At 40.7% G+C, this 24,640-nt stretch carries 22 protein-coding genes; 7 read left to right on the forward strand and 15 right to left on the reverse strand.

The window, feature by feature from the left end; translation table 11 throughout:
• The first annotated feature begins 670 nt into the window (after positions 1-670).
• Both EDD57_RS07975 and lexA read left to right on the forward strand, forming a co-directional pair.
• Entirely contained in the window at positions 671-1,720 is a 1,050-nt protein-coding gene (locus EDD57_RS07975; RefSeq protein ID WP_131848931.1) for a tyrosine-type recombinase/integrase, read from the forward strand.
• A gap of 96 nt (positions 1,721-1,816) precedes the next feature.
• Positions 1,817-2,452, forward strand: a complete 636-nt coding sequence (gene lexA / locus EDD57_RS07980; protein ID WP_131848932.1) for a transcriptional repressor LexA — start codon at positions 1,817-1,819, stop codon at positions 2,450-2,452.
• 45 nt (positions 2,453-2,497) lie between these two features.
• Here the strand turns inward: lexA and EDD57_RS07985 are convergent, their stop codons facing one another.
• Entirely contained in the window at positions 2,498-4,762 is a 2,265-nt protein-coding gene (locus EDD57_RS07985) for a collagenase (RefSeq protein WP_131848933.1), read from the reverse strand.
• Positions 4,763-4,997: 235 nt separating this feature from the next.
• On the opposite strand from EDD57_RS07985, the gene EDD57_RS07990 reads away from it, so the two are divergent.
• Positions 4,998-5,909 (forward strand): O-fucosyltransferase family protein, encoded by a 912-nt coding sequence (locus tag EDD57_RS07990; protein WP_131848934.1) that lies wholly within the window; start codon positions 4,998-5,000, stop codon positions 5,907-5,909.
• A gap of 89 nt (positions 5,910-5,998) precedes the next feature.
• Here EDD57_RS07990 and EDD57_RS07995 read toward each other — a convergent pair whose 3' ends face one another.
• The 11 genes from EDD57_RS07995 to EDD57_RS08045 form a co-directional block, all read right to left on the reverse strand.
• Positions 5,999-6,979 (reverse strand): sensor histidine kinase, encoded by a 981-nt coding sequence (locus EDD57_RS07995; RefSeq protein ID WP_131848935.1) that lies wholly within the window; start codon positions 6,977-6,979, stop codon positions 5,999-6,001.
• Positions 6,976-7,677 carry a response regulator transcription factor gene (locus EDD57_RS08000; RefSeq protein ID WP_131848936.1) on the reverse strand — a complete coding sequence of 234 codons (702 nt, stop codon included), beginning with the start codon at positions 7,675-7,677 and terminating at the stop codon, positions 6,976-6,978. Before EDD57_RS08000 ends, EDD57_RS07995 begins: the two co-directional genes overlap by 4 nt.
• A 92-nt stretch (positions 7,678-7,769) precedes the next feature.
• The gene (locus EDD57_RS08005; protein ID WP_165873717.1) at positions 7,770-9,749 is read right to left on the reverse strand and encodes an ABC transporter permease; all 1,980 of its coding nucleotides are present in this window, start codon (positions 9,747-9,749) and stop codon (positions 7,770-7,772) included.
• Positions 9,724-10,497, reverse strand: coding sequence for an ABC transporter ATP-binding protein (locus EDD57_RS08010; protein WP_131848938.1), 774 nt, complete (start codon positions 10,495-10,497; stop codon positions 9,724-9,726). The genes EDD57_RS08005 and EDD57_RS08010 overlap by 26 nt, the downstream gene beginning before the upstream one ends.
• 126 nt (positions 10,498-10,623) lie before the next feature.
• Entirely contained in the window at positions 10,624-12,384 is a 1,761-nt protein-coding gene (locus tag EDD57_RS08015; RefSeq protein WP_131848939.1) for a YhgE/Pip domain-containing protein, read from the reverse strand.
• Positions 12,381-13,022 carry an ATP-binding cassette domain-containing protein gene (locus tag EDD57_RS08020; RefSeq protein ID WP_131848940.1) on the reverse strand — a complete coding sequence of 214 codons (642 nt, stop codon included), beginning with the start codon at positions 13,020-13,022 and terminating at the stop codon, positions 12,381-12,383. Before EDD57_RS08020 ends, EDD57_RS08015 begins: the two co-directional genes overlap by 4 nt.
• Before the next feature lie 114 nt (positions 13,023-13,136).
• On the reverse strand, positions 13,137-14,324 hold the full coding sequence (locus EDD57_RS08025; protein ID WP_131848941.1) for a pyridoxal phosphate-dependent aminotransferase: 1,188 nt from the start codon (positions 14,322-14,324) through the stop codon (positions 13,137-13,139).
• A 58-nt stretch (positions 14,325-14,382) separates the two neighbouring features.
• On the reverse strand, positions 14,383-15,585 hold the full coding sequence (locus tag EDD57_RS08030) for an acetate/propionate family kinase (protein WP_279388947.1): 1,203 nt from the start codon (positions 15,583-15,585) through the stop codon (positions 14,383-14,385).
• Positions 15,582-16,478: a 3-hydroxyacyl-CoA dehydrogenase family protein gene (locus tag EDD57_RS08035; protein WP_279388948.1), complete on the reverse strand. Its 897-nt coding sequence runs from the start codon at positions 16,476-16,478 to the stop codon at positions 15,582-15,584. Before EDD57_RS08035 ends, EDD57_RS08030 begins: the two co-directional genes overlap by 4 nt.
• 33 nt (positions 16,479-16,511) lie before the next feature.
• Entirely contained in the window at positions 16,512-18,026 is a 1,515-nt protein-coding gene (locus EDD57_RS08040) for an AAA family ATPase (RefSeq protein ID WP_243649494.1), read from the reverse strand.
• Entirely contained in the window at positions 18,019-18,546 is a 528-nt protein-coding gene (locus EDD57_RS08045) for a hypothetical protein (protein WP_131848944.1), read from the reverse strand. Before EDD57_RS08045 ends, EDD57_RS08040 begins: the two co-directional genes overlap by 8 nt.
• 188 nt (positions 18,547-18,734) lie before the next feature.
• Between EDD57_RS08045 and EDD57_RS08050 the strand changes: the two genes are divergently transcribed.
• A complete protein-coding gene (locus EDD57_RS08050; RefSeq protein WP_131848945.1) occupies positions 18,735-18,929 on the forward strand; it encodes a hypothetical protein in 195 nt (64 codons plus the stop codon).
• Between the two features lie 80 nt (positions 18,930-19,009).
• Here EDD57_RS08050 and EDD57_RS08055 read toward each other — a convergent pair whose 3' ends face one another.
• The 3 genes from EDD57_RS08055 to EDD57_RS08065 form a co-directional block, all read right to left on the reverse strand.
• Complete coding sequence (locus tag EDD57_RS08055) at positions 19,010-20,311, reverse strand: amidohydrolase (protein WP_131848946.1); 1,302 nt, start codon at positions 20,309-20,311, stop codon at positions 19,010-19,012.
• A 29-nt stretch (positions 20,312-20,340) separates the two neighbouring features.
• On the reverse strand, positions 20,341-21,243 hold the full coding sequence (gene ligD / locus EDD57_RS08060; RefSeq protein ID WP_131848947.1) for a non-homologous end-joining DNA ligase: 903 nt from the start codon (positions 21,241-21,243) through the stop codon (positions 20,341-20,343).
• Positions 21,244-21,577: 334 nt separating this feature from the next.
• The gene (locus EDD57_RS08065; RefSeq protein ID WP_131848948.1) at positions 21,578-22,474 is read right to left on the reverse strand and encodes an ATP-dependent DNA ligase; all 897 of its coding nucleotides are present in this window, start codon (positions 22,472-22,474) and stop codon (positions 21,578-21,580) included.
• 97 nt (positions 22,475-22,571) lie between these two features.
• Here EDD57_RS08065 and EDD57_RS08070 point away from each other — a divergent pair, with 97 nt between their 5' ends.
• From EDD57_RS08070 to arsB, 3 genes are all read left to right on the forward strand, one after another.
• Positions 22,572-22,871 carry a DUF4158 domain-containing protein gene (locus EDD57_RS08070; protein WP_279388949.1) on the forward strand — a complete coding sequence of 100 codons (300 nt, stop codon included), beginning with the start codon at positions 22,572-22,574 and terminating at the stop codon, positions 22,869-22,871.
• A gap of 328 nt (positions 22,872-23,199) precedes the next feature.
• On the forward strand, positions 23,200-23,526 hold the full coding sequence (locus tag EDD57_RS08075) for an ArsR/SmtB family transcription factor (protein WP_131848950.1): 327 nt from the start codon (positions 23,200-23,202) through the stop codon (positions 23,524-23,526).
• Between the two features lie 53 nt (positions 23,527-23,579).
• Positions 23,580-24,626: an ACR3 family arsenite efflux transporter gene (gene arsB, locus EDD57_RS08080; protein ID WP_131848951.1), complete on the forward strand. Its 1,047-nt coding sequence runs from the start codon at positions 23,580-23,582 to the stop codon at positions 24,624-24,626.
• The last annotated feature ends 14 nt before the right edge of the window (positions 24,627-24,640 follow it).

The raw sequence follows: 24,640 nt of genomic DNA on the forward strand, positions 1-24,640 counted from the left end.
CTAAACGCATGTATCGGTAGGAAACTGAGGGCAGAACCTCAGGTGAGATCAGAGTCTCACAGCTACTGAAGCGACTTCGTGTCGCACCCTATTTTCCCCGGTACCCCTATTGCGATTACATCCCTTGCATTCCTATTTTCTACTATTTTTTCATCCCCTATGATCAGTACCGCTATCTCTATGGTGCTTGTAGTAGCTGGATCTGTTTTACTACAAATGTCACTAAAATTATCTTTTCTGAAATACTTTATTAGTACACACCTAAGCTTCATTAACACATGGCTAGAAGCCAGCAATTTCAGAGCCAGTGACTTCTATCTATTGACTGGTTCTAATATAACAATGACTGGTAGTATCATCATTCTCCTAGCTTGGGTGCTTGTTCCGACTATCATAGCTGTTATCCATTTCCGAAAAAAAGATATATTGAACGCATAGTACTCACGAAGCATTTCCTAGTTCATAAAAGGAGATGCTTTTTTTCTTTTGCACAAAAATGATCTACTTCTCCCCTCCACTTTCTGTTACGCTAAATACATCAATAAACTGTCGGCAGATACATAGACCGGGGATTGCTGCAATAGTAGTTTTATTACATGGTTAGTTATCCTTGACCTAAACCGACCAACAACAGCATATCCATTTCATATCCATAACCTAAGGTGATCATATGCCCCCTATCTTTCGTTCCCGAAAACTACCTGAAGCAGTAAATCAACGCATCTCTCGCTTTCCCGAAGATGTACAAGAATTCTTTCATGAAATGGTCAGCGCAGATCGCTCTCCCTTGACTGTTGCTAACTATGCCTACGATTTCACTCTCTTTTTTGACTTCCTTCATGAACGAGAATTAGAGCTAAAAGACGTCGACAGCCAAACCCTAAAAAGGTTCTTTCGTCACATCGAAAACGGCTACGAACGCAGTGTCATGATAAAAGTAAATGATGAATGGATCGAGCGAAAACATTACCGAGAGAATTCCCGCAGTGGAAAGCAGCGCAAAAGAGCCTCCCTTCGCTCCCTATTTCGCTATCTAATAAGGGCCAAGCTACTAGAGCGCGATCCGATGGAAGAGTATGAAGATGCCTCGCTCAAAGCTCGCTCGAAGCAAAAAGTACCTGTATTTCTCACCCAAGAAGAAGCACTTCGCCTTGTGAAAGCCGTTCAAAGCTATCATGCCAAGAAAAAGAAAAAAAATTGGATGGAACTTAGAGACACAGCGATCCTACTCTTATTACTAAATACAGGCATGCGGGTGTCAGAGCTCATCTCGCTCAATCTGAACAGCATCCAGAGTCAAGGAAGCCAATACCGTATCGTCGTAATCGGGAAAGGCGGCAAAGAGAGAATGCTAATGCTCAACCGAACTGCTACGGAGGCTCTAATTGCTTATCTGACTCTACGACCTGTAGATCGAGTATCGCCACTCCATGTAGAGGCGCTCATCCTTAACAAGAACTTCACACGAATAAGTCGAAAAGGGATCTCGGAAATATTAAAAAAATATGTGAAAGAAGCAAAACTACCACCAAAAGCAGCTACCATCTCGCCACATAAACTAAGACATACCTTAGCAACCCTTTTGCTATCAAACGGAGAAAACCTCCGCGTTGTACAGGAGATTTTAGGACATTCCAACATTCAAACAACTCAAATCTATACCCACGTGATTAATACTGAAAAAGATGAAGCATTAGAAAGGTTAGAGAATATGTTTTAATTCAGATGAAAATAACGAACCTATGTTTGTTCTCATCGCTCTTTTCATGTATACTATGGATAATGAAATCAGGAAAAAACAAGGGGGACGAGAGTTTTGAACAAGTTATCCTCTCGCCAACAAGCTATTTTAGATTACATACAAAGAGAAGTTCGAGAAAAAGGATACCCACCCTCCGTGCGGGAAATCGGTGAAGCTGTAGGACTTGCCTCTAGTTCAACGGTTCACGGACACCTATCTAGGCTTGAGAAAAAAGGATTCATCCGGCGTGATCCCACGAAGCCACGTGCAATTGAGTTACTGGTGAAGGAAGAAGCCGAAGCAATCTCTTCTACTCCTCTACCAGATACGATTATGATTCCGCTACTGGGGAAAGTTACTGCTGGTGACCCTATTACGGCTATCGAAAACATTGAAGAATATTATCCACTACCCAAACGCCTCATGAAAAATGTGGATGATCCGTTATTCCTGTTAACCATTCAAGGAAACAGTATGATTAACGCAGGTATTCTGAGTGGTGATTACGTGGTCGTACGCCGACAGCAAACAGCCAATAATGGTGAGATCGTGGTTGCCATGACGAGTGAGGGCGAGGCAACTGTGAAAAGATTTTACAAAGAATCTGATCACATTCGACTACAACCCGAAAATGATGAGCTAGAGCCGATCCGTCTTCCTCAGGTAACAGTACTCGGGAAAGTGATTAGCTTAATCCGCGAAGTTATGTAAAAAAGCACTGGCCATTTCTGACCAGTGCTTTTTTGTATGAGAAAACTAATCTGTCAATACTCCATGGAATACCACATCAAACTCTGCTTTGTTGTTATTTACTCGATAGTTGACAAAATAAGCTGTTACCGTTTTATAGCCACTCCAAGATTGGTTATTTAGATCGACCAGAACTTGATCCACTCGCTGATTCATTGCTGCCCAGTCTTGGTATTTACCCTTTGTGTTAGATAAAGTGTAGGTCCCACGAAGAGTAAATGTATTGAGATTATAAGACTGATTGGTACGAGTGACGACATTACTCAGATTTCCGACCGATTTTATCTTATTGTACACTTGGTTCCGGTCCATGTAAGGATGCTGTCTCAAATAGATATCTGATACATGCGGTGTAGGCAGTTGGTCTGTTTGATTGATTAGTTTCTGCATGTAATTTTGGTAGTTTGTATTTAGACTTTGGTCTTGGCTCAACTGATTAATATACCGGTCGTAAGCGCTTATATCTTGTCGGAAGATTGAGTTGTTGAGGTAATCTAACATAGGCAAATACGTGGTATACATATACGATTGGAAAGCAAAAGCATAGTTATAAAAATCCCACGATCCATACTTTGCGTGCAGGGTTTGTGAAACCGTATAGCGATCTGCTGGATTCTTAGCTAACTGTTTTACAATCGTTTTCCGTGGCTGAACTCCACTGGTACGAGTAGATCCTGCGAAAAACTCAGCGCTACCTTCTTCGAACCAAGTCAATCTCTCTCCTTCGTAGAAAGGCCCATCACCGAACATGCCAGGAATGGAATATCGCGCTTGAAAATAATGTGTTACTTCATGGCGAAATAATTCTTCTAGAGAATAGATGCTTTGTGCAGGTGTTCGCTCATACGTGAAGAAAGTACCTGCTGATTCGATATAAATACCACCGTTATTTGTGCTAAATCCATACAGTAATCGGTTTATTTTATACTCATCCGGGTTGCTGTAGATCACAATGGTCAAAATATCATCCGGATTCCCCTTCTCGATTTCAACATCTCTTCCCAGTACCCGATGAAACTGCGATTTTACTTCTTTAGACGCCCAGTACAAACGGAGTACTTTTTCTACAGTTACCTGTCCACCCGTCTTAAATACAACAGAGCCATTATCAAATGTGTATGACTTGGGTAAATAGTATTGTTTGGCATTGTCTAATATTTGGTTCAGATTGAGTTTTGTACCATCTGCATCTACACTGTTATACAGATTTTTAATTTGTACAGCGGCAGTTAGGTAAGGCTCACTACTTTGTGGATATTTCTTCATGGATGCTGTAATGATTTGGTTTCCTCTGTTTGGTTGGCTATGGAATTTACCCAGTCGGCTTACATAATAAATCCCATTGTTAATCAACCAGGCACTGTCTTTATTGAGATTGTTCAATAGAGCAAAGAGTCCCTCTTCTTCGATAAATGGATTGATTCTTCCATACCAAGGGGTCTGATTAGGCGGGACATTTTCATCATACATGTAAGTGTCTAAGTCAAAATCAATGTTGCTCATTAGGCTGTAGACAGCGTTTCCTTTTGAGTACTGAGGCAGATAGGTATTGATATTAGCTCGATATTGAGAGAGAATCGGAACAGCAAAATTTACAGTCTCCACATCGCTTGATGCATTACCAATTAACATTCCATATGAAGCGATAACCTGATCTTGTGCAGTAGTCCCAAGTGTAAAGTTCGAATTATGGGCAATTGATTTTAAAGCTGGCAAGCAACGATCATGAAAAGTGCGTTGATCCAAATAGCTTAACTCTGTATGATAAAATCCTAGGAAAAAACCTGACCGTAGCACTTCTACCAAAGTAGGAATGCCGAGATTATTTTCACTTGTAAACTGTGTGCCCTTTTGTCCGAGAGCATTTATAATAGCTTGAACACGTTCTGGGTCACGATAAAACTGGTACGAGTCTTGGTTAAACTCAAATAGGTCTGGGATTTGGCTCCAAATGATGGTGCTCAACAGGTTAATTAAGTCATTGTTGTTCAGGGTAATAAGGTAAGACATTGGATAGTCAGCTTGAGTTTTGACTGCTTGAGTAGTTGGTTTTTGAGGTGGTCGTAGGGACAGGTCTTGGGATTTTTGTTGGTGAGTGGTAGTGTGGTCTAATGGTAACTCGGTTGACTCTGGTATTTTCCCCATAGGAGCCTTTTTTTGCGAGTGGCTTACTTTTACCTTTCCATTTACAAACTGCCCCCAATTGCAATACACAGGAGTAATCATCATCATAAAGGCAATGAATAGTGAGACATAAGCACGTTTCTTCATTTTGAGTCCCCCTAAAATGTATTAACCTTCATTTTCATTCTAATATTAATTTTCTGATAAGTAAATATTATTTGTATATTAAGTCTTTTGTTACTCCTATCCTTTATGTACAAACTTAGACTTTCCCTATAGGTGAATATGATAAGCACCTTGTATTCTTTGAGAATACAAATAAAGAAAACATTTTTCTGTGATTTAGAGAGATTCTCATTTCTACAAAAAAGGAAAGATGTTTATGTTGTACTTCGAACATACCATTATCGACACTCAGGAAGGTCTTTGTAATCAGTTGATGTCAGTCATTAGAACGGTAGGGGAAGCCTTATTTTATAGAGGGATTGGCTTTGATACTTGTGTTATTCTAGGGAAAGCCTATACTAGAACTTCCGTCAACTTTGATTCCCCACCCTTTTTTGCTGAGATTCCAATTGATTTATTTATTGATATGACCGACTTAACAAATGTACTTAATTCTGTAAACATTCGTCTTATACGATCAAGAGCAGAGGTTGTATCTCCGTGCCAAGGTATTATCGAGTGTTGGAGACCTCCTTTGAGGGACATGTCTGCTGTGGAACACAGAATTTTAGGTCAGTTTATAGCACATCATTTTCCTTTCGCAAAACAAGCCCTTTCCTTCGCTCATTTTCTTACTCACCTAATATCCTCTATTCATCCGAAATGGGAAGCGATTCACTATAGAGTAGAAAATGATTTGCGTGTCATGATCCCTTCAGAAGTTTTAGATCTCCATAAAAATAATCAAATGCAAAGTACTCTGACCACGATTCATAATGCTCCGGACTTGTCTGCTATTTATCTGGCTTGTGGGCTTCAAGAACAAGAGTATAATGATGTAGTAAATCAAATCAAAATGTACTATCCTAATTTAGAAGTATTTAATAAAAGACAGATTCTAAAAGGGTTCCCGGAAATAGAACAGCAATTTAACGCACTCACATTGGAAGAACAAGCACTAGTAGATTGGTTGGTTTGTCAAGCGGCTCCTTCGTTTAGCGGATGGTATAATTCCTCGTTCTCCTATTTGGCTGCTTATCTACGTCATTATCGATTCATTCACCCGACTACGACAAAGTTAGGCCCCGAAACAACTGGGGTTTGGGATGTGTGGTTTCCTCGTATATGAAGCGAATCTTACTTCTATAAAAATGCATCTCTAAATGGTTTCTTATTTTAGAGATGCATTTTTATATCAAAAGTCCATACTCGATCCATCTATAATAGATGAAAAACAATTCGAACCATCGTACCCTTCCCAGCTGTCGATTCTAGCTCTACACCATGGTGTAACTTGTTACACACCTCTTTTACCAAATACAGCCCCATCCCGGTTGATTCACGGTATTTCCGCCCATTTTCTCCAGTGAAATAGGGGTCAAATACCCTCTTCTGATCTCGAGTTGGAATCCCAATGCCGTAATCTCGAACCTCTAAGACTAGATTTTTTCCTCTACGATAAGAAGAAAACTCGATCTTTTCTCCTGTCCCTGCGGAGTAACGAATGGCGTTTATTGTTATCTGTCCGATCATGAATGAAAGCCATTTTGCGTCTGATTCCACGATGATATTCTCGTCTATCCTATTGTTAGGGTATACATCATTTCGAATGAAGGATCGTTTATTATCATGAATTACTCTACTAACCAATGAGTGTAAAGGGATTCGTTCAACATGAAAATCTTGCTCAAACACATCTAATCGGGATACATAGAGAATCGTTTCCAATCCTTTTTCCATGCGGTCTGCTTCCTCACGAATACTCTCAAAAATGGGATCGATTTTCCCCTTCAGTGTTAAGTGAATGACTGATAACGGTGTTTTCATCTGGTGAACCCACTGATTGATAAAAGTAAGGTGTTGTTCTTGCTTGCTCTCATATCGGCGGATTTTTTCCTGATAAAAGCGATATTGAGCGCGAAGAAGTGTCTGGATCGCTTTTGCGAGCGGTGACCAATTTCGGGTTAGAACAAACTCATCCCAATTATGAAAAGGATTGGATAGCCTGCGATAAATAGAACGGTTCGTGATATAGCGGAAAAAGAGATAAATCGTTAATAGGAAAAAGCCAAAAAAGACGGAATAGAGCGCTGTTAAATGGTTTCGATAACCATCTAACCAGTAGATGGAGAGTACGAAAAAGAGTTGAATGGCATTAAAAATAATGAGAGAGAGATGATCTCGTATGAATAGTCTCATGTCTCCTGCCCACTCTCCCATGTAACTTTGATCCGATAGCCTGCCCCTCTTATGGTTTCTAGGGCATTCTCTGCTCCGATTTCCTGCAACTTCTTTCGGAGTCGGTTGATCCATACGTTTAAGGTATTGCCATCAACAAACTGATGACTGTCCCAGACGGCATCCATCAGGTGTTCTCTCCCTACTATTTGATCTGGATTCTCAAGAAAAATCTCTAATAAAGCCCCTTCTTTATGACTTAAATCGATCTCCTGTTCTTTTAGCTTCAACCTTAACGTATCAGGATAATAGACCAGTCCGGATAGCTTTAGAGCCCTCCTATCCCTTTTTTCAGCAAATCCCATCCGTCGAAAATGATTTTCGATCTTGGCGACGACGATCTCAGGGTAAAAGGGTTTGGTGATGTAATCGTCTGCTCCATTTTGTAGGGCCATTAGTTGGTCCATTTTGTCTTCTCGTGCGGATATAAAGAGAATCGGACAAGTGGAGATGGCACGTATTTGACGACACCAATAAAATCCGTCAAAAAGTGGGAGATTTACATCTAATAACACCAGATCTGCTTCCGCTTCTTGAAATGATTCAAGGATTCGCTCGAAATCGATTACCACGACTACACGGTAGCCATATTTTTCGATGTAGGATTTTAATAGTGAGCTAATTTTTGGATCGTCTTCAACGATAAAAATAGTACGAATGGGTATTCCTCCTAACGCTTAGAGCACCTCAGTGTTAGTGTGTACTGAGGTGCTCGTATTTATTTTCAGTGGTTTCTGTAGTTTTGTTTTCCTTATGAATTCATGGACTCAACCATCACTTTATCCACTTGCCGTAGATAGAGCATGCGAACGATTAAAAAATAGATTAATTGCACAGCTAGGAAGCCAGCAATCGTTACCAGTGAAGCGGGAAGCATATTTTGTGCTTCGATGATATCAGCTATCTGTTTCTTCAGTATTTGCATCACTGATATCGTAACAAGTCCTGCAATGACTGTTGGAATGAAGAACAACATAGCAATCTGAATCGTACATGTGCGCCTCATCTCTAGTACGCTTAAACCAATCTTAGAAAGCATATTATAGAGTCGTTGATCCTGATTTAGATCTATATATAGCTTGAAATAAAGGAAGCTAGCAGTAGCAATTGAGAATACAGCTACCATAAATACTCCAATAAAGCTAAACATACTACGTGTCTCTTGTATTTTAAGGTAAACGCCTGCCCTTGTTTCAGTAATACCATTAATGCCATGGTCCAACTGGAAAAGCTCTTCTAGCTTCTTGCTCAATTTCCCTTCTTTCGAGTCTGAGCTTGGAAATCCCTGATGAGACCAGCTTGGAATGGAGTAAAACGTAGAAAGATGCTCTCTTCCCTTTCCCTTTGGTTTTTTAATTAGTCTTTCTTGCAAGCGTTTAAAGGTTTCATCGCTCACAACAACTAATGAAACAACACTGTTCAATCTTTTGTCGATTTGTTGTACGATTTTCAAATCGTATTGCGCTAATTCTTGCCCTAGTAATTTGAATTTGGATTGTTCTAATTTTGAATCGATAAAGATAGCTTCTCCATATTGGAGCTTAGAAGGAACCTTCTCTCCAAATAATGTAGCTACCGCACGGTATTCTGATTCTTTTACTACTTCCAAGTCTAATATGTTCAAGTCTTCCTTAGAAATATATGGCACAATCGATCGAAAGATTGTTTTCTCGTATTTGAGTCCTGCTTTTTCTAGCTCTTGATCTATTTTCTTTGTATTCGATTCCCATTTCTTGTACTCACCCTCCGTGTAAGTTTTAAAATCCTCAGGTGGATTACTACTATGGTCAATGGCTAAGGGAGTTTCTTTATATCCATCTCTAGCTTCATATCCTAAAGCATAAACAAAAGTAGCCGCAACGGAAGCCATAGTAATGACAATGGTAACCATAAAGAACATCCTAGCATTATCCTTTAGTTTGTAAGCCATCTCGGAAATCCATAACATTCTTGTCCCTCTCCAGAAGAAGGAGCGATTTCTTTTTAGTACTCGTATTACATATACACTTAGTTGGGTGAAGAAGAAATACATGCCAATGATCCCTAAAGTGGCAGGCCATAGTAATGCGTCAAATGTATTTATTTTTTTTGTTAGCAAGAAAAAAGCAGTTGTGATAAAGCCAATGGATAATAAAACGAGTAAAATATGTGCTCTTGGTTCTTTTTTTGGTTTATTGGTTCCCATTAATAATTCCAAGGCTTTTTTCTGTCGGACGAAAAACAAAGTGAAGAAAGAAATAACAAGATATAGTGCTAAGAAAACACCAACCGTAAGTCCAATGGCTGTTATAGGAAAATAAAATGGGAGCTTTACCTCTATAACTTCTGTTCCATAAAGGAGAAGGAGTTTCGCACATGCAAGCCCACAAACAATCCCTGTGACAATAGCACCAAGGCCGATTAAGATATTTTCCAAGAAGATGAGACGATTAATCTGTTTCCGTTTTGCTCCTAGGATGGTTAAGATCCCAAACTCTTTATTTCTCGATTTTAGAAAAGCGCTAATCGAGTAGAGTACGAATAAAAAGGAGAAAACGAAAATGATATAAGCAGCGCCTTTCATCATGATTTGAGTCGTTTGTCCGAGTTCGGATTTGGTTAGACTTGGATGATAGATGAGCAAGGCATAGCTAAAGAAAATCATGACGGCAAAGGCACTGCTTAAGAAGTAAGCGGAGTATGCACGTAAGTTTCGTTTGACATTATTAAACGCGAATTGACGAAAGTTCATGTGCATTTCCCCCTAAAAGCGACAACATATCAATGATTTCTTGGAAAAACGTTTGTCGATTCTCTCCCCTAACAATCTGGTTGACTAGTTTTCCATCCTTAATAAAGACGACACGATGGCAATAGCTGGCGGCTTGTGCATCATGGGTAACGAGCATGGTAGTCGTTTTATCCTCTTGATTGATTGACTCCATCATCTCCATCACCGTACGGGCTGACTTAGAGTCTAAGTTTCCTGTTGGCTCATCGGCTAGTAATAACGATGGGGAGTGAATGATTGCTCGAGCGATGGCGGCACGTTGGCGTTGTCCCCCGGATACTTCGTAAGTGCGTTTCTTTAGGATCTCGGTAATACCAAGTTTCTCAGCTACTTTCTGTAGTTTCTGATTCATCTCCCGTATTCCTTTGGTGTCTAAGGTCAACGGTAGCACTATATTCTCCGCAATCGTTAGCGTGTCTAGCAGGTTAAAATCTTGAAAGACGAAGCCTAATTCCCGGCGACGAAAGACTGCAAGATCGTTTTTCTTTAGAGAGAGTGGCTTTTTGCCGTTAATATAAATTTCTCCTGATGTCGGAGTATCAATCGTGGATACCATATTAAGCAAAGTAGTCTTCCCACTCCCAGACGGCCCCATAACTCCGACAAATTCTCCCTTTTCAATCGTTAAGTCAATCTCAGAAAGTGCTTTGTGTGTAACCTTTCCACCACTATATACTTTCGTTAACTTTTCTACTTTTAACATATCCATTTGTTTCTTCCCTTTCTGCTTGTACGTTATGAAATCAGTCTAGCAGACGAGATCAGGTGAACAAATTGAATTAGCTTACAAAAAACCTTACATTCATGTAAGATTTCCTGTAAGCTCTTTACCATTTTACCCAACTTCTAATCGATCACGTGGTTTTAAGTCTTTCCATTTGAAAGAGCGACGTTGGATTAAGATACTTCCCATTAAAGTAAGCGCTAAGAAGCCAAGTATCGCTACAAAGTAACGAAGCATTTCTTCCGGACGATTTAAAGCGATAATATTACGTAGCCCATTCACTCCGTGGGACATGGGAAGGAATCCTGAAATTTTCTGCAAGGGTCCTGGGATTAGCTCCGTTGGGAATGTGCCCCCACTTGAGACTAATTGTAAAACCAAGACCACAATCGCTAATAGTCTTCCTGGTCCATCGCCAAACGTGCCAATGAAAAAGCCAATGACGGTTATGGACATCAAGGAGATACAAATTAAAAAGAGATAGTACGAAATCCCAAGTTCAATCGGTAAGCCAAGTCCATAATGAACAATGCTTCCTGTTAGGAGTGCTTGGAAGATTCCAATCGGGTATAGGGATAGGAACTGTCCAAGAGGAACCAAGCCTAATCGATAAGGACCAAACTTCCATCGCTTTTCATTGATCGGGAGAACAAAAAACAGCATGATGGCACCAATCCATAAAGAAAGAGGTAAAAAATAAGGTGCAAGCCCGACACCGTATTCCCCTACTTGATGAGTACTCTTATCTTCGGTGTCGATTGGATCTGATACGATCTCAGCTAATAATTTGGAATCTGCCTCAGAACCAGTTGAAGCTTCATTCAGCTTTCGGGCTAGTTGTTGATTGCTATCTGCTACTTTTTGCATGTTTGATACAAACTCAGGTAGCTTTTGGTTCAGCTCGTTTAGTCCATTGGTTAACTGAGAGAGGGCATTTTCTAGATCGTCAGCCCCTTTGTGAAACCGGATTAATCCTTGGTATAGCTTATCGGTTCCATTGGCTAACTCCCTGATTTTCTCGATATCTTGCTGTAGATCTTGAAATTTTTGCGAGACCTTCCCAGCATGTAGCGGGGATAGTCTCTGTATTTCTTGCACACGGGAACCGATCTGCTCCACTTTATCTACTAGTTGCTTGGTTCCATCATTTACTTGTCTGGCGCCATCTTCTAGTTGTCCAGCAGATTGTTGGAGGGTTCGTGTACCTGATAAAATTTTGTTTGCTCCCGTTGATGCTTTTGTGATCGCTTCCTGTATACGATTGCTACTTTCATACAGCTTTTTGGTTCCATCTGCAATCTTCCCTGCTGCATCAGCCGCTTTGGTAACCCCTTCCTTTGACTCATTGATCAGGTCAAAGATATTTGATATATATTCTTGCGTAAATTTCTTACCAATCCCCGTACTAAGCTCATTTTCAATCCTTATCGCGATCTGCCCAGCCACATAGTTCTTTCCTTCATTTCGGATGAAGTCCAACTTTGCTTTTTTGGGATTGGAAGTGGAGATGGATAGGGAGAGTTCTGTGAAATCAGAGGGAATGATAATTGCTAGGAAATACTTATCTCCTTCCACTCCCACTTTTGCTTCGTTTCGATTCACCACATGCCAATTTACATCGATCTTTTCCTTTATTTCATCTACCAACTCATTGCCGAGGTTTTCCTTCTCCCCTTTGTAGACCCCGCCCTGATCTTCGTTCACAAGGGCTACAGGGAGTTGATTTAGAGAACCGTACGGATCCCAAAAGGCATAGAGATACAAACCACAATATAGCAGTGGAACGAATAAAATGGCTAGGATCGCTAATCTCCCGAGGCGATTCCTCCATATACGCTTCCACTCCGCTTGAGCAATATACCAAGAGATCATAGCCGGTCCTCCTTCTTAATGGAAAGATCAATTTTCGTCTGATGCTCATTCCATACTTCCCGTCGCAATGTGGTTAGTATCAAAATCAGTTTATCCCGCTGCACGATCGGTTGCAGGACCGATGAAAATTGACTCCATTCTTCATCAGTCAATCCAAGCTCTGGATGATCTAATAGTAAGATGGGAGGTTGATGAACCAACGCCGCAGCAATCGACGCTTTTAATTGATTGACGGGGGATAGATCTACATATCGATCCTTTCGTACACCATCTAAATCCCAATCGTCCATAACCTTTTCGAGGAGCATTTTCTTATGCTTTACTCGAAACAAGTTTGCTTGTAAAAGGAGCATCTCCTCTACTCGCAGATATGGAATAGGCTCATAAATACGGTGAATGGAAGCAATCCCGATATGCGCCGGGGAGATTTTCTCTTTTTTTTCCTCTTCCACCATCCAGACTGCACCTTGCTCCGGTTTTAGATACCCACCTAACATCAATAAGATCGATGTACTTGTGATCTGCTTTCCACTATAAATACTAATGCTCTCTCCTGGCACAAAGGAAGCGTTCCAGCTCGATATAATTTCGTCTCCATGATTATGTAAAGTTACTTCTTCTATTTGTAAGCTACACATGTCTCCAACACCTAAAGTTTTTTTTAGTGTTTGTTAAAGACATGCAAACCATACTCACAAAAAAAGAAGCATTTCCTGTTCTCTTACAACGAGGAAATGCTTCACAAGGTCCACCTATTTATTTTCTAATACAAAACGTTCAATTCGGTCTAATCCTTCTTGGAGCTGTTTTAGGGAAGTAGAATACGAAATTCGCATGTGATCGTCAGAGCCAAAACCAGCTCCCGGAACAACAGCAACCAATTCCTTTTCTAATAATGCGGTTGCCCAATCATCCGCTGTTTGGTACTTTTTAGATGCATCTAACGCTTGACGAATATTTACATAGGCGTAGAATGCTCCTGGAGGTTTTTGGCAGACAAATCCCGGGATCTTGTTTAATCGACTAACTACGTAATCTCTTCGCTCTTTAAACGCTTTTTTCATCTCTTCGACAGGTTCTAGAGATCCATTAAATGCTGCGATTGCCGCATACTGAGCGATGGAAGTAGGATTTGAAGTGCTATGACTTGCTAAATCAGTCATGGCCGTAATGATATCTGATGGGCCTGCCGCAAATCCGATCCGCCAACCGGTCATTGAGTATGTTTTGGAAACGCCGTTTATGATAACGGTTCGTTTATAGAACTCTTCTCCTAAACTAGCCATACTCACATGATGCAGACCTTCGTCATAGATGAGGTGTTCATAAATTTCGTCCGAAACAATCAAGAAATCGTGCTTGATTGCCACTTCTCCGAGTCCACGTAGCTCATCTGCCGAGTACAGCATACCTGTAGGATTGGAAGGACTATTAATGATAACAGCTTTGGTACGGGATGAGACTGCTTTCTCAAGCTCGGCAGGTGTAATCTTAAATTGATTCGCTTCTTCTCCTACGATGACAACCGGTACTCCACCTGCTAACTTGATTTGCTCCAGATAACTAACCCAATAAGGAGATGGGACAATTACTTCATCACCGGGATCTAAAATAACTTGGAACAAATCATATAAAGCATTTTTCGCACCTACGGTTACGGTTACTTGGCTGGTAGTATATGTTAATTCATTTTCTCGTTGTAGCTTTTCTACGATGGCTTTTTTTAATTCAGGAATACCACTAGAAGGCGTGTACTTGGTCAATCCTTGATCCATTGCTTCTTTTGCAGCATGGATAATATGTGTGGGAGTATTAAAATCTGGCTCTCCAGCCCCTAAACCAATGACATCATGGCCTTGTTGTTTTAAAGCTTTTGCCGTTGCCGTGATAGCGAGTGTTGGGGATGGTTCAAGCTGTTGAACTCGTTTTGATAGTTTCATGTACAAACCCTTTCTATCTAGTAAGAATAGAACTACATCACTATCATCATAACATTGTCTAACGAGAAGAGACCAGATTTTTTGCGTCCCGTGCAATCATTAATTCTTCATTTGTCGGCACGACTAAAACATCGATTTTAGACTGTAGAGTACTAATTTTTCGCTCTTCTTTTCGGCGAACCGAATTTTCTTCTAAGTCGATCTCCACACCGAGATAAGATAAACCCGAGCATACTTTTTCACGGATCAGAGAAGCATTTTCTCCTACTCCAGCTGTAAAGATGAGGGCATCTGCTCCATTTACCGCTGCGAAATAAGCTCCGATCATCTTGCGAAGACGATATACATACATCTCAATGGCTAGTTTTGCTTGTGGATTCCCATCAAACATCGCTTCTGTTACTTCCCTCATATCGCCAGACAAACCAGATACCCCCAAGAGACCACTATGTTTATTTAACATAGACTGAACTTCTCCAAGTGTAAGATCCTCTTTTGCCATCACAAATGGAACAATTGCTGGATCAATATCTCCAGATCTCGTACCCATCATCAGCCCTTCTAGAGGAGTCATTCCCATGCTGGTATCGACCGATTTCCCATATTCAACAGCAGAAAGGCTCGCTCCATTACCAATATGTGCAATGACAAGTTTCAAATTATCAAGCGGCCGCCCGAGAAATTCTGCCGCCTTTTGAGCTACATATTTATGTGATGTACCGTGAAATCCATAACGCCGGATCCGATGCTTTTGATATAGGACACGTGGGATTGGATACATAAATGCATAGTCAGGCATAGTTTGATGAAATGCGGTATCGAAAACAGCTACGTGGACTGCGTTTGATAATTGAGCTTGAGCCGCATCGATCCCGAGTAAATTGGGAGGATTATGTAACGGTGCTAGATCAATCGTTTTTCGAATTGCTTGACGGACCTCGCTTGTAATGACGACAGATTCGGAAAAAAACTCTCCACCGTGAACCACACGATGACCGACAGCCGATATTTCATCCGCACTTTGAATTACGCCATGCTCTTCTGACATGAGCAACGATAATACTTTGTTTAATCCATCGCGATGGTCTAATATCTCAGATGTTAGGACTAATTCCTCGCGATCAGGTGTTTCTTGTTTAATAATCGCGGCATCAGTTCCGATTTTCTCTACGAGACCCGAGGCCAATACCGACTCATCAGTCATCTCAAACAATTGATATTTAATAGATGAACTTCCACAGTTAATAACGAGTACCTTCATGATACAGAGCCCTCCCCATCACTCATTCGAATACCCTCTTGATCATAACGGAAAAAGCCTTCTCCCGTTTTAACGCCGAGCTGTTTGGCTCGCACCATCTTCTTCAGTAAAGGTGCTGGGCGAAACTTAGGCTCTCCAAACTCTCGGAATAATTGTTCTAGCGCAGCTAACACGGAGTCGAGTCCGAAGCGATCTGCCATTTCAAATGGTCCTGCATGAAATTGATATCCGAGCTTCATAGCACGATCAATTTCTTCTACTGTCGCTACCCCTTCCATTAAGATATTTGTTGCTTCGTTAATCATGAGTACAATCATTCGTGTCGTCACAAAGCCAGGTGATTCAAATACTTCTACTGCGGACAAGCCCCATTCGGGAAGCAGTTTGCGAACCATATTCACGGTTTGATCGGATGTTTTTAGCCCTCGAACCACTTCTACAACCGGAATAGTAGGAACGGGATAAACAAAATGTAGGCCAATTACTTTCTCTGGATATTGAGTCATGGCAGCAATCTCCGTCAAACTAAGTGTGGATGTATTGCTTGCAAACACCACTTCCGGTCTACAGAATTGATCACAAAGCTGATAAATTTCTTTTTTGATCTGCATGTCCTCGTCCACAGATTCGATTACAAAATCTGCGTCTCTTAACACATTTGGGTCGGCTGAAAAATGCATATTGGATAAAATAATTTTCTTCTCGGCCTCTGTAATTCCCCATTTAGCTAATTTACGATCGAGACTATGAACGACAGAACGTTTCGCTTGTTCTACCGCTTGTGGGTCTTTTTCTAAAATAGTAGTCTCAAACCTCTTGGAGGCTAATAATTCTGCGATTCCAGCACCCATCACTCCTCCACCTACGACGACTACTTGTTGAATTTGATCCACGTCATTACACGCCCTTTCCTATAAAACCGTGTTTTATTGTACCAGTTTTTTTTCCTTCTGGGATAATAACCCTCGAAATTCATCTCCCGATAATGTTTCCTCTTGTAAAAGGATGCGCAAGAACTGTGGGAATAATGAGCGGTAGTGTAGTAAAAGACTTGTACATTTCTGTTCTAGTTCCTGTAAGATTTGACTAATCTTTATTTGCAATTGTTCCTTAGGAAGCAGGTTTATGTCGATAATGCCCAGATCTGTAAATCCAGACTCCACAATCGCCTTAGCATATCGATTACATTGTTCATAATCACTTCGAGCACCTGTTGACTTATGTCCTAAGATAATGGATTCCGCTACTGCACCAGCTAATCCGATTAAAATCTGATGCTCCAAATGTTCTTGGGTATAAAGATGGCGATCTTCTCCAGGATGATGCCTGACATATCCTAATGCTTGCCCTCTTGGCGACAATGCTACGTGAGCAACCGATCCAGGGTTAACTACTTCTGCCATGATGGCGTGGCCTAATTCATGAATAGCAACTCTTTCCTTCTCTTCTTCACTGGTTTCGCGATCGATCTTCTCACCCATCATCACTTTGTCGATTGCTAACATCAAGTGTTTTTGTGTAACCTCTTTCTTTTTTTCCCGCAGTGCATAGATGGCCGCCTCGTTACTCAGACTCTCCAGTTGAGCTCCAGAGAAGCCAAACGTCTCTTCCGCTATTTTTTCGAGCCCTACATCGTCAGCTAACGGTTTTTCATGAGTGTGAAGCTCCAATATTTTCAAACGGGCTGATCGATCAGGTAGATCAACCGTAATAAGACGATCAAATCGCCCAGGACGAAGTAATGCATCATCCAATAAATCCTTTCGGTTGGTAGCAGCCATCACGAGGATCTGCACCTCTACATTCGTTGTAATTCCATCCATTTCGGTTAATAACTGATTCAACGTTTGATCGTATTCTCGTTGTTGGGATCCATCTCGTTTCCCACCGATGACATCTATCTCATCAATAAATAGAATCGCGCTAGAGACTCGCGCTTTTTTCGCTGCTTTTTTCGTTCGCTCGAATAATTCTCGGACCCTTTTCGCTCCCACTCCCACATACCGCTCAACAAACTCAGAGCCAGAAGCATGAATAAAAACAGAGTGAGTATAATGCGCTGCCGCTTTAGCGAGTAGGGTTTTACCGGTTCCAGGAGGACCGGATAACAAGATTCCCTTTAACTGGCGAATTCCGTAATACTCTGTTTGCTTAGGTTCGATTAAAAAGTCGAGCGCTTCTTGAAGCTCTTTTTTGGCATGTGATTGTCCGCCGATATCTTCAAAGCGAGTTTTCGGGATATCTAATGACTGATCTTGTGAATGGCTCTGGCTCCCAATCCAAGATTGTGGCCAATTCTTTTCTTTTAATAAGGGTGCCAGTAGAATGCCGAGCAGAACGATACCTAAAATCACTAATGCAGGAATCTCTACTCCCAAGTAAGCTAAGAAAAAAAGGACGGCAAAACCAGAACCAAATAGCCATGCTTTGGTGTTAGTCAAGTTTCTTTCCCTCCGGCTGGATCGGAACCATTTCAACAGTAAAACGTTTTCCATCCATAAACGATATATACAAATAGTCTTCGTCAATTCGCGATAAACTATCTATGCCTTTTTCGTGTGCCTCTTTTTCAGTTACCGCTGGGATTTCTCCATATTTCTTATGGGCAATGGCTTCCTGTATATGAAAACGACTTACTTCCCAAGCTTCTTTGGTCAATGCGTTTGGTTGGTTTTTCCAAGTTACGTTTAATTTTTTATCACCGATTATCTTCTGTAATGTATGATTCATCTCTGGAAATTTTTGCACGAATGTGTCTGCATCTATAATTGTTAATTGGACTGAAACTACACTTGGTTGCACATCAATATCTGTTACTGTTACGAAACTCTCACCCGACTCAAATACGCTATTAATTGGTTTTTGAAGCGTAAGCCAAGTACTAAGTTTCCAAGCTCCAAATAGAACAAAAAGCGTAACAACACAACTGATCACGATTGTTTTCCATTGCTTCCTTGGCATCTTTACGCCTCCTTCGTATATCAATATCACATACGAAAGTATATCATATTATTATACAAACCTAAGTATGGAAAGATTGGTAAAGAAAAATAAAAAGCCCATCATCTGGGCTTTTTGTGTAAAATGTACTAATCATAGAGCCTCGCCATCTGGTGATACTATCAGTACATCGCAAGGGAGGTGAAGCAGTGAACGTAAGACAAAGTTCGGACTGGCTTACTGATTTACTGCAAGTTCATCTATCACCCGATGAACTGCAACAAGTAAATACCTTTTTACATGCTGAAACTTGGGCATCCCCCTCAGCCCTTCAGCGAAATTGGTGTGATCAAAGGGAAGAACTTCCTTTGCGTTTTCATCTAGAAATTGACATGAAAGTATAAGTTGGTATTATTTTAACAATACATCTCCTGCCTATACCTACCACCCCAAGTAATTTCCCTGCCATCTTCTGGCAGGTTCTTTATCCCCGTAAATTTTCAAAAGCTTGATTCGCTTCGAAAATTACTTTTTCTGCGTCAATTGTAAGCATTTCACGATTTTTCATGAGTGGTCTTCCTTGTACATACACGTCCTGTACATCGGATCTCGTTGCAGAATAAACGATGTGTGAAAGCACATCTGTACGAGGTTGCATATGGGCTTGTGTTAGATCTAGGGTAATAAAATCAGCTTGCTTGCCAACCTCTAGTGTGCCAATTTCTTTATCTAGAAATAGTGCTTCTGCACCATATACCGTTCCCATTGCTAGTGCCGTTTCTGCCGGAACAGCTAGAGGATCTTGAAGATATCCTTTATGAATCAGCGCAGCTAGTTGAATCTCTTCTAACAAATCCAGATTATTATTACTTGCAGCACCATCTGTGGCTAAGCTAGGCCGCATTCCGTGAGCAATCATCTGAGAAATCGGGGCAATGCCGCTACCTAATTTCAGATTGCTCCCCGGATTATGGGCAATCTTAACATTCTTCTTTGCAAGAAGTGCTATCTCTTCTTCTGTTAGGTGAACAGCATGTGCAACGAGGGATGGGACATCAAAGAAGCCTAATTGATCTAAGTGTTCTACTGGTCTTGCTCCATACTCACGCACATTTAGCTCAACTTCTGCTTTTGTTTCCGACATATGAGTGTGAATCGGAAGGCCCAACTCTGCTGCTTTTTCTACAAATTGGCGAATGAAATCAGGACCACATGTATACGGAGAATGGGGTGCCATCATTGTTGTGATTCGACCATCCGCAGCACCATTCCATCGGGTTGCAAAAGAAGCTGCTTCCTCTAGTTTACTTTTACGGAGAGCATCATCGCCAAATCCAATGCACCCACGTGTGAGACGTGCTCGTAACCCAGTCTGTTCTACCACATTCGCAACTGCATCCATGTTATCGTACATGTCTAAAAAGGTAGTCGTTCCACCTTGAATCATCTCGAGTGCCGCTAGATGTGCTCCTGCGGACACATGTTCAGCATTCATTTTTCCTTCCATGGGCCATATTTCATTTTCAAGCCATTGTTGTAAAGGGAGATCATCTGCATACCCACGTAATAATGTCATTGCCAGGTGACCATGTGTATTCACGAAGCCAGGTAGTATTACTTTCCCTTTGCAAGATACAACCTCGTCATATTGACTTTGTTCTTCTACTGTTAACGCAGAACCTACATATGTAATAATCCCATCTTCAATCGCCAAGTTGCCATTTTGAATTGCTTGTGCGCCATCTTCCATGGTAATAACAACGGCTTCTGTAAATAACGTTTTCATTAATTGTCCCCCTGTAAACATTTATATGATTATTGTCTTTCTACAAAACTTAGTATATCATCCAAACTTTCTTTAGGTCCTTGAACCATAGTTGCAAATAGGTCCCCCTTTTGTTGAATTCGTTTGATCATCATAGGAAGTGTAAATTCTGTCGGGCATGATAAATATGCTAACTCATCCCATTCTAACGGAGCTGATACAGTAGCAGAAGATCGGGCTCTCGGGGAATAAGGAGCAATTAATGACTTTTTTGTCCAATGTTGCAGATAATCCACATACACTTTATCCCCGCGATCTTTCACCAATCGCTCTACCGTAATCAATTTTGGGAATCGCTCTGCTAAGTACCTTGCAATGAATTGGGTTACTTTTCGAGTCTGATCAAATGTATATCGATTTTCAATGGGAATATAAACTTGAAGTCCAGTAGCCCCGGATGTTTTCGGAAATGCATGTAGTCCCAGTGACTGTAAAACCTGATGAAGTTGTAAGGCTGTTTCCTGTACAGGGCCAAATTCAGATGTACTTGGGTCTAGATCAAATACCACTTCTGTTGGTGCATTCATATTCGAAGCATAGTGAAAGGATACATGAAATTCCAGACACGCCAAATTGGCTAGCCACGCTAGAGTAGGGAGATTATTCAACAGAATGTATTCCGTCTCATCTACCCACACAGTGTTTACAAAATCAGGTCTCTTTTTCGGACAATTTTTTTGATAAAAATGTTCTCCATCCACTCCATCCGGATATCGAATGGTAGTTAACAAGCGATTTTGTGTATAGGGTAACAGGTACGGCCCGATCTGGGTGAGATAAAGAAGATAGTCCCACTTGGTAATTCCCGATTGTGGAAACAAAAGTTTATCTGGATTCGAGAGTTCGATTTCATACCCGTCTATTTGAATGGTTTGTTTGATCTTTTTACCCATAAATGCCTCCACATCTGCCCATTTATCACCGGATTACGTACCAGATTTAGACTCTTGTCATAGTGTAAAACAAGACATCAAATCTCAAATGACAAGGAGGTAGTCCTATGCCACCACGTCCTCCGTATGCACCTTATCCTCATCGTCCACCTTATCCTTATCGCCCGGGGCCATATCGTCCAGGTCCTTATCCTTATCCCCCGGTTCCATTACCAGTTCCATTACCTATCCCGCCCTTGTTACCACCATTCGTCCCTCCATATGCCCCATTTTTACCTCCCATAGTTGTCTTCTAATCTTGTCTTGGTTTCAAATAGCGAACTTATCAGTTCCGCTATTTGAAACCAAGACATTTTGCTGAACGCATGGTTCCATCTGGCGTCCACTCTAGAAACTCAATCTCCACTTGCAATACAGGTGGGGTCCATATGACCTCTTCCTGAATTTGCGGAGGTTTTGCTAGAATCGATTTCGAAATGGCGATCTCCCTTGCCCAGTTGGTAATTAACTGTTTTTCTTCTACAGACAATCCGGACGATACTTTTCCGATATAACGGTACTCATTCTCATTTTTTATAACCATTAATACAGAATATGCTAAGTTGGATTTAATACTTACTCCAATGACAGTTCCCGTAATGTATTTCCAGTTTTTATATTTCAACCAAGTCGGATGTTTTTCTTCAAGGTGGTAAAGCCCCTCCCTTTCTTTACAAACAATTCCCTCCCAATTATTTGCTCGTGTTAACTGAATCAATTCTTCTGGTTCATCATACGTGGGGCAAACTTGTATGTATTCTCCGTGATGAAATTCTCTTTCTAATATTTTTTGCCTCTCCCATAGAGGTTGATCTGTTATCCATTTTCCTTGCCAACATAAAAGATCAAAAACAATGTAATACACAGGATTGGTAAGTGTAGCTGTTTGTATCCGCCAGGCTTCTTTTAATCGATCCCGTTTCATTACTTGAAAAAAGTCTGGTTTTCCTTCTTTCCATGCTATTATTTCTCCATCTATTACGGATTTTGTTTGTGAAGCAAACTTGTTTACAATTTCTTGTTTAATTTCTACATAGACATTGGTTCGATCTTGGCCTTTTTTTGTATACATTTGCACTTGGTCATTTTCAATTTCAGTGATTAACCGAACCCCATCCCACTTCACTTGATACACATGATCAGGGTTAGGCGTTACTTCTTGAATTAACACTGGCTCCATGGGTCGTATCATTTCATATACCTCCACCCTCGTTTCTAAAATATAGTATGCGAATGCACGTAGAAATCCAATCAAAATAAGCGCACTAAATGGCTTAGTCACAGGGTTCCTGCTCACGCCAAATGAATTACAGTTAGTGAGTGCAAATCGACCTGGTTCTTCTGTATTACTCAAGTTTTTTCAACATGAAGCTAAATTTCCTAGCAAAAAGCAAGATGTACCTAAGGTGGTTGTCGAATGTTTAGCTAAACAATTAAGTGTTTCGCCTAAACTATTTGATGAATATCGTTGGGGAGGCAAGGAGAAGTCGTATACCCGGCATCGCAAAAATATAAGGGATTACTTCGGTTTTAGAGAACTGACTGGAAAAGATAATGAACACTTGGAAAAATGGTTAGGAATACCCTGATGCTTCAAGAAATCCTCTATAACAATGATAAGTATTGGCTAAAGAGGATGACCCCAGAAGATTTCAGAGGACTAACACCTCTGTTCTATAATCATGTCAATCCATACGGCACTTTCCAACTTCATATGGATGAAAGGATACCGATTAAATTGGCTGTTGCTTAACAAAATATACATTGAATAACGTCCGAGCTACACTAATTGATTTTTAGCTTCTCCAAGCCTGCCAATCAAGAGCGGGCTTTTTCGTATGGGCGCACACAGAAATGAATACTTCTTTTGACAAGGTATATAAGCATATGATTATATATGAATGAGGTGATGAATACATGTTGGACTGGGAGCAATTAGCTGAATGCCATAAAGCTCTAGGAGATAAGACCCGATTACACATCCTTTCCCTATTAAAAGTAGAAGAGTTATGTGTCTGTGAGATCGTGGAGGTTCTTCAAATAACGCAACCTGCCGTCTCACAACATATGCGAAAGCTCAAAACAGCAAAATTGGTAAGGGAGAGACGAAGTGGACAGTGGGTATTTTACTCCCTAGATGGTTCCATCTATCCATTCTTTGAATCGATTGTACAGACATTCCCAGACGTACAGCATGAGATAGAGGAACTAAAGAAGATGGGGCTCAGAGTTCTTTGTAATTAAATTTGAACCATCACCTTACATTCATCCACAATTTGATGAAGGGTTGGGATTTGATGAGTGGTGTCATGAGAAGACTATCTTTTTTGGATCGGTATTTAACTTTATGGATTTTCCTTGCAATGGGTATAGGAATTATATCAGGTTATTTATTTCCTAGCATGGTCAAGACATTAACTAAGTTCCAAGCTGGAACGACATCCATACCTATTGCGATTGGATTAATCCTGATGATGTATCCCCCTCTAGCTAAAGTTCGTTATGAGGAACTTGGGCAGGTCTTCCGTAACTTCAAAATCCTTGCATTATCGCTAATTCAAAACTGGATCATCGGCCCTATTTTGATGTTTGGATTAGCGATCTTGTTTCTCAGAGATCAGCCTGAATATATGGTTGGACTCATTCTCATTGGGTTGGCTCGGTGTATTGCAATGGTTATTGTTTGGAATGATTTAGCAAATGGAAATCGTGAGTATGCTGCTGGACTAGTAGCTTTTAATTCTATCTTTCAAATCCTCTTCTACTCCGTATTCGCTTACTTTTTTGTTACGGTAGTGTCAAAATGGTTGGGGCTAGAGAGTGCTGTAGTAAGTATCACGATGGGTCAAGTAGCTGAAAGTGTGCTGATTTATTTAGGTATTCCTTTCTTCGCTGGCATGATTACCCGTATCACATTGGTTAAAGCCAAAGGACGTGAATGGTACGAAACAAAATTTATTCCTGTGATTAGTCCGATCACATTAATTGCATTGCTATTAACCATTGTTGTCATGTTTTCGCTGAAAGGTGATCTAGTGCTTCAATTGCCTCTAGATGTCGTACAAATAGCAATTCCACTATTTATTTACTTTGTAGTCATGTTTCTCGTTTCGTTTTACATGGGGAAAAAAGTAGGAGCAGATTATTCTCAAACGGTTTCTCTCTCCTTTACGGCAGCTAGTAATAATTTTGAATTAGCGATTGCAGTAGCAATTGGAGTTTTTGGGATTCATTCAGACGTGGCCTTTGCAACTGTCATTGGACCACTCGTTGAAGTACCCGTACTGATTGGCTTAGTCAATGTTGCTTTCTGGTTTAGACGGAAATACTTTCAACAACAGTAGAAATCGTAAGGAGT

Origin of the sequence: Baia soyae (assembly GCF_004341445.1) — a bacterium.
GTDB lineage: Bacteria > Bacillota > Bacilli > Thermoactinomycetales > Thermoactinomycetaceae > Baia > Baia soyae.

Coding starts and splice junctions, on each gene's coding strand:
- EDD57_RS07975 (WP_131848931.1), top strand. CDS start 671: ATGCCCCCTATCTTTCGTTCCCGAAAACTACCTGAAGCAGTAAATCAA.
- EDD57_RS07985 (WP_131848933.1), bottom strand. CDS start 4,762: ATGAAGAAACGTGCTTATGTCTCACTATTCATTGCCTTTATGATGATG.
- EDD57_RS07990 (WP_131848934.1), top strand. CDS start 4,998: ATGTTGTACTTCGAACATACCATTATCGACACTCAGGAAGGTCTTTGT.
- EDD57_RS07995 (WP_131848935.1), bottom strand. CDS start 6,979: ATGAGACTATTCATACGAGATCATCTCTCTCTCATTATTTTTAATGCC.
- EDD57_RS08005 (WP_165873717.1), bottom strand. CDS start 9,749: ATGAACTTTCGTCAATTCGCGTTTAATAATGTCAAACGAAACTTACGT.
- EDD57_RS08010 (WP_131848938.1), bottom strand. CDS start 10,497: ATGGATATGTTAAAAGTAGAAAAGTTAACGAAAGTATATAGTGGTGGA.
- EDD57_RS08015 (WP_131848939.1), bottom strand. CDS start 12,384: ATGATCTCTTGGTATATTGCTCAAGCGGAGTGGAAGCGTATATGGAGG.
- EDD57_RS08020 (WP_131848940.1), bottom strand. CDS start 13,022: ATGTGTAGCTTACAAATAGAAGAAGTAACTTTACATAATCATGGAGAC.
- EDD57_RS08025 (WP_131848941.1), bottom strand. CDS start 14,324: ATGAAACTATCAAAACGAGTTCAACAGCTTGAACCATCCCCAACACTC.
- EDD57_RS08030 (WP_279388947.1), bottom strand. CDS start 15,585: ATGAAGGTACTCGTTATTAACTGTGGAAGTTCATCTATTAAATATCAA.
- EDD57_RS08045 (WP_131848944.1), bottom strand. CDS start 18,546: ATGCCAAGGAAGCAATGGAAAACAATCGTGATCAGTTGTGTTGTTACG.
- EDD57_RS08055 (WP_131848946.1), bottom strand. CDS start 20,311: ATGAAAACGTTATTTACAGAAGCCGTTGTTATTACCATGGAAGATGGC.
- ligD (WP_131848947.1), bottom strand. CDS start 21,243: ATGGGTAAAAAGATCAAACAAACCATTCAAATAGACGGGTATGAAATC.
- EDD57_RS08065 (WP_131848948.1), bottom strand. CDS start 22,474: ATGATACGACCCATGGAGCCAGTGTTAATTCAAGAAGTAACGCCTAAC.
- EDD57_RS08075 (WP_131848950.1), top strand. CDS start 23,200: ATGTTGGACTGGGAGCAATTAGCTGAATGCCATAAAGCTCTAGGAGAT.
- arsB (WP_131848951.1), top strand. CDS start 23,580: ATGAGTGGTGTCATGAGAAGACTATCTTTTTTGGATCGGTATTTAACT.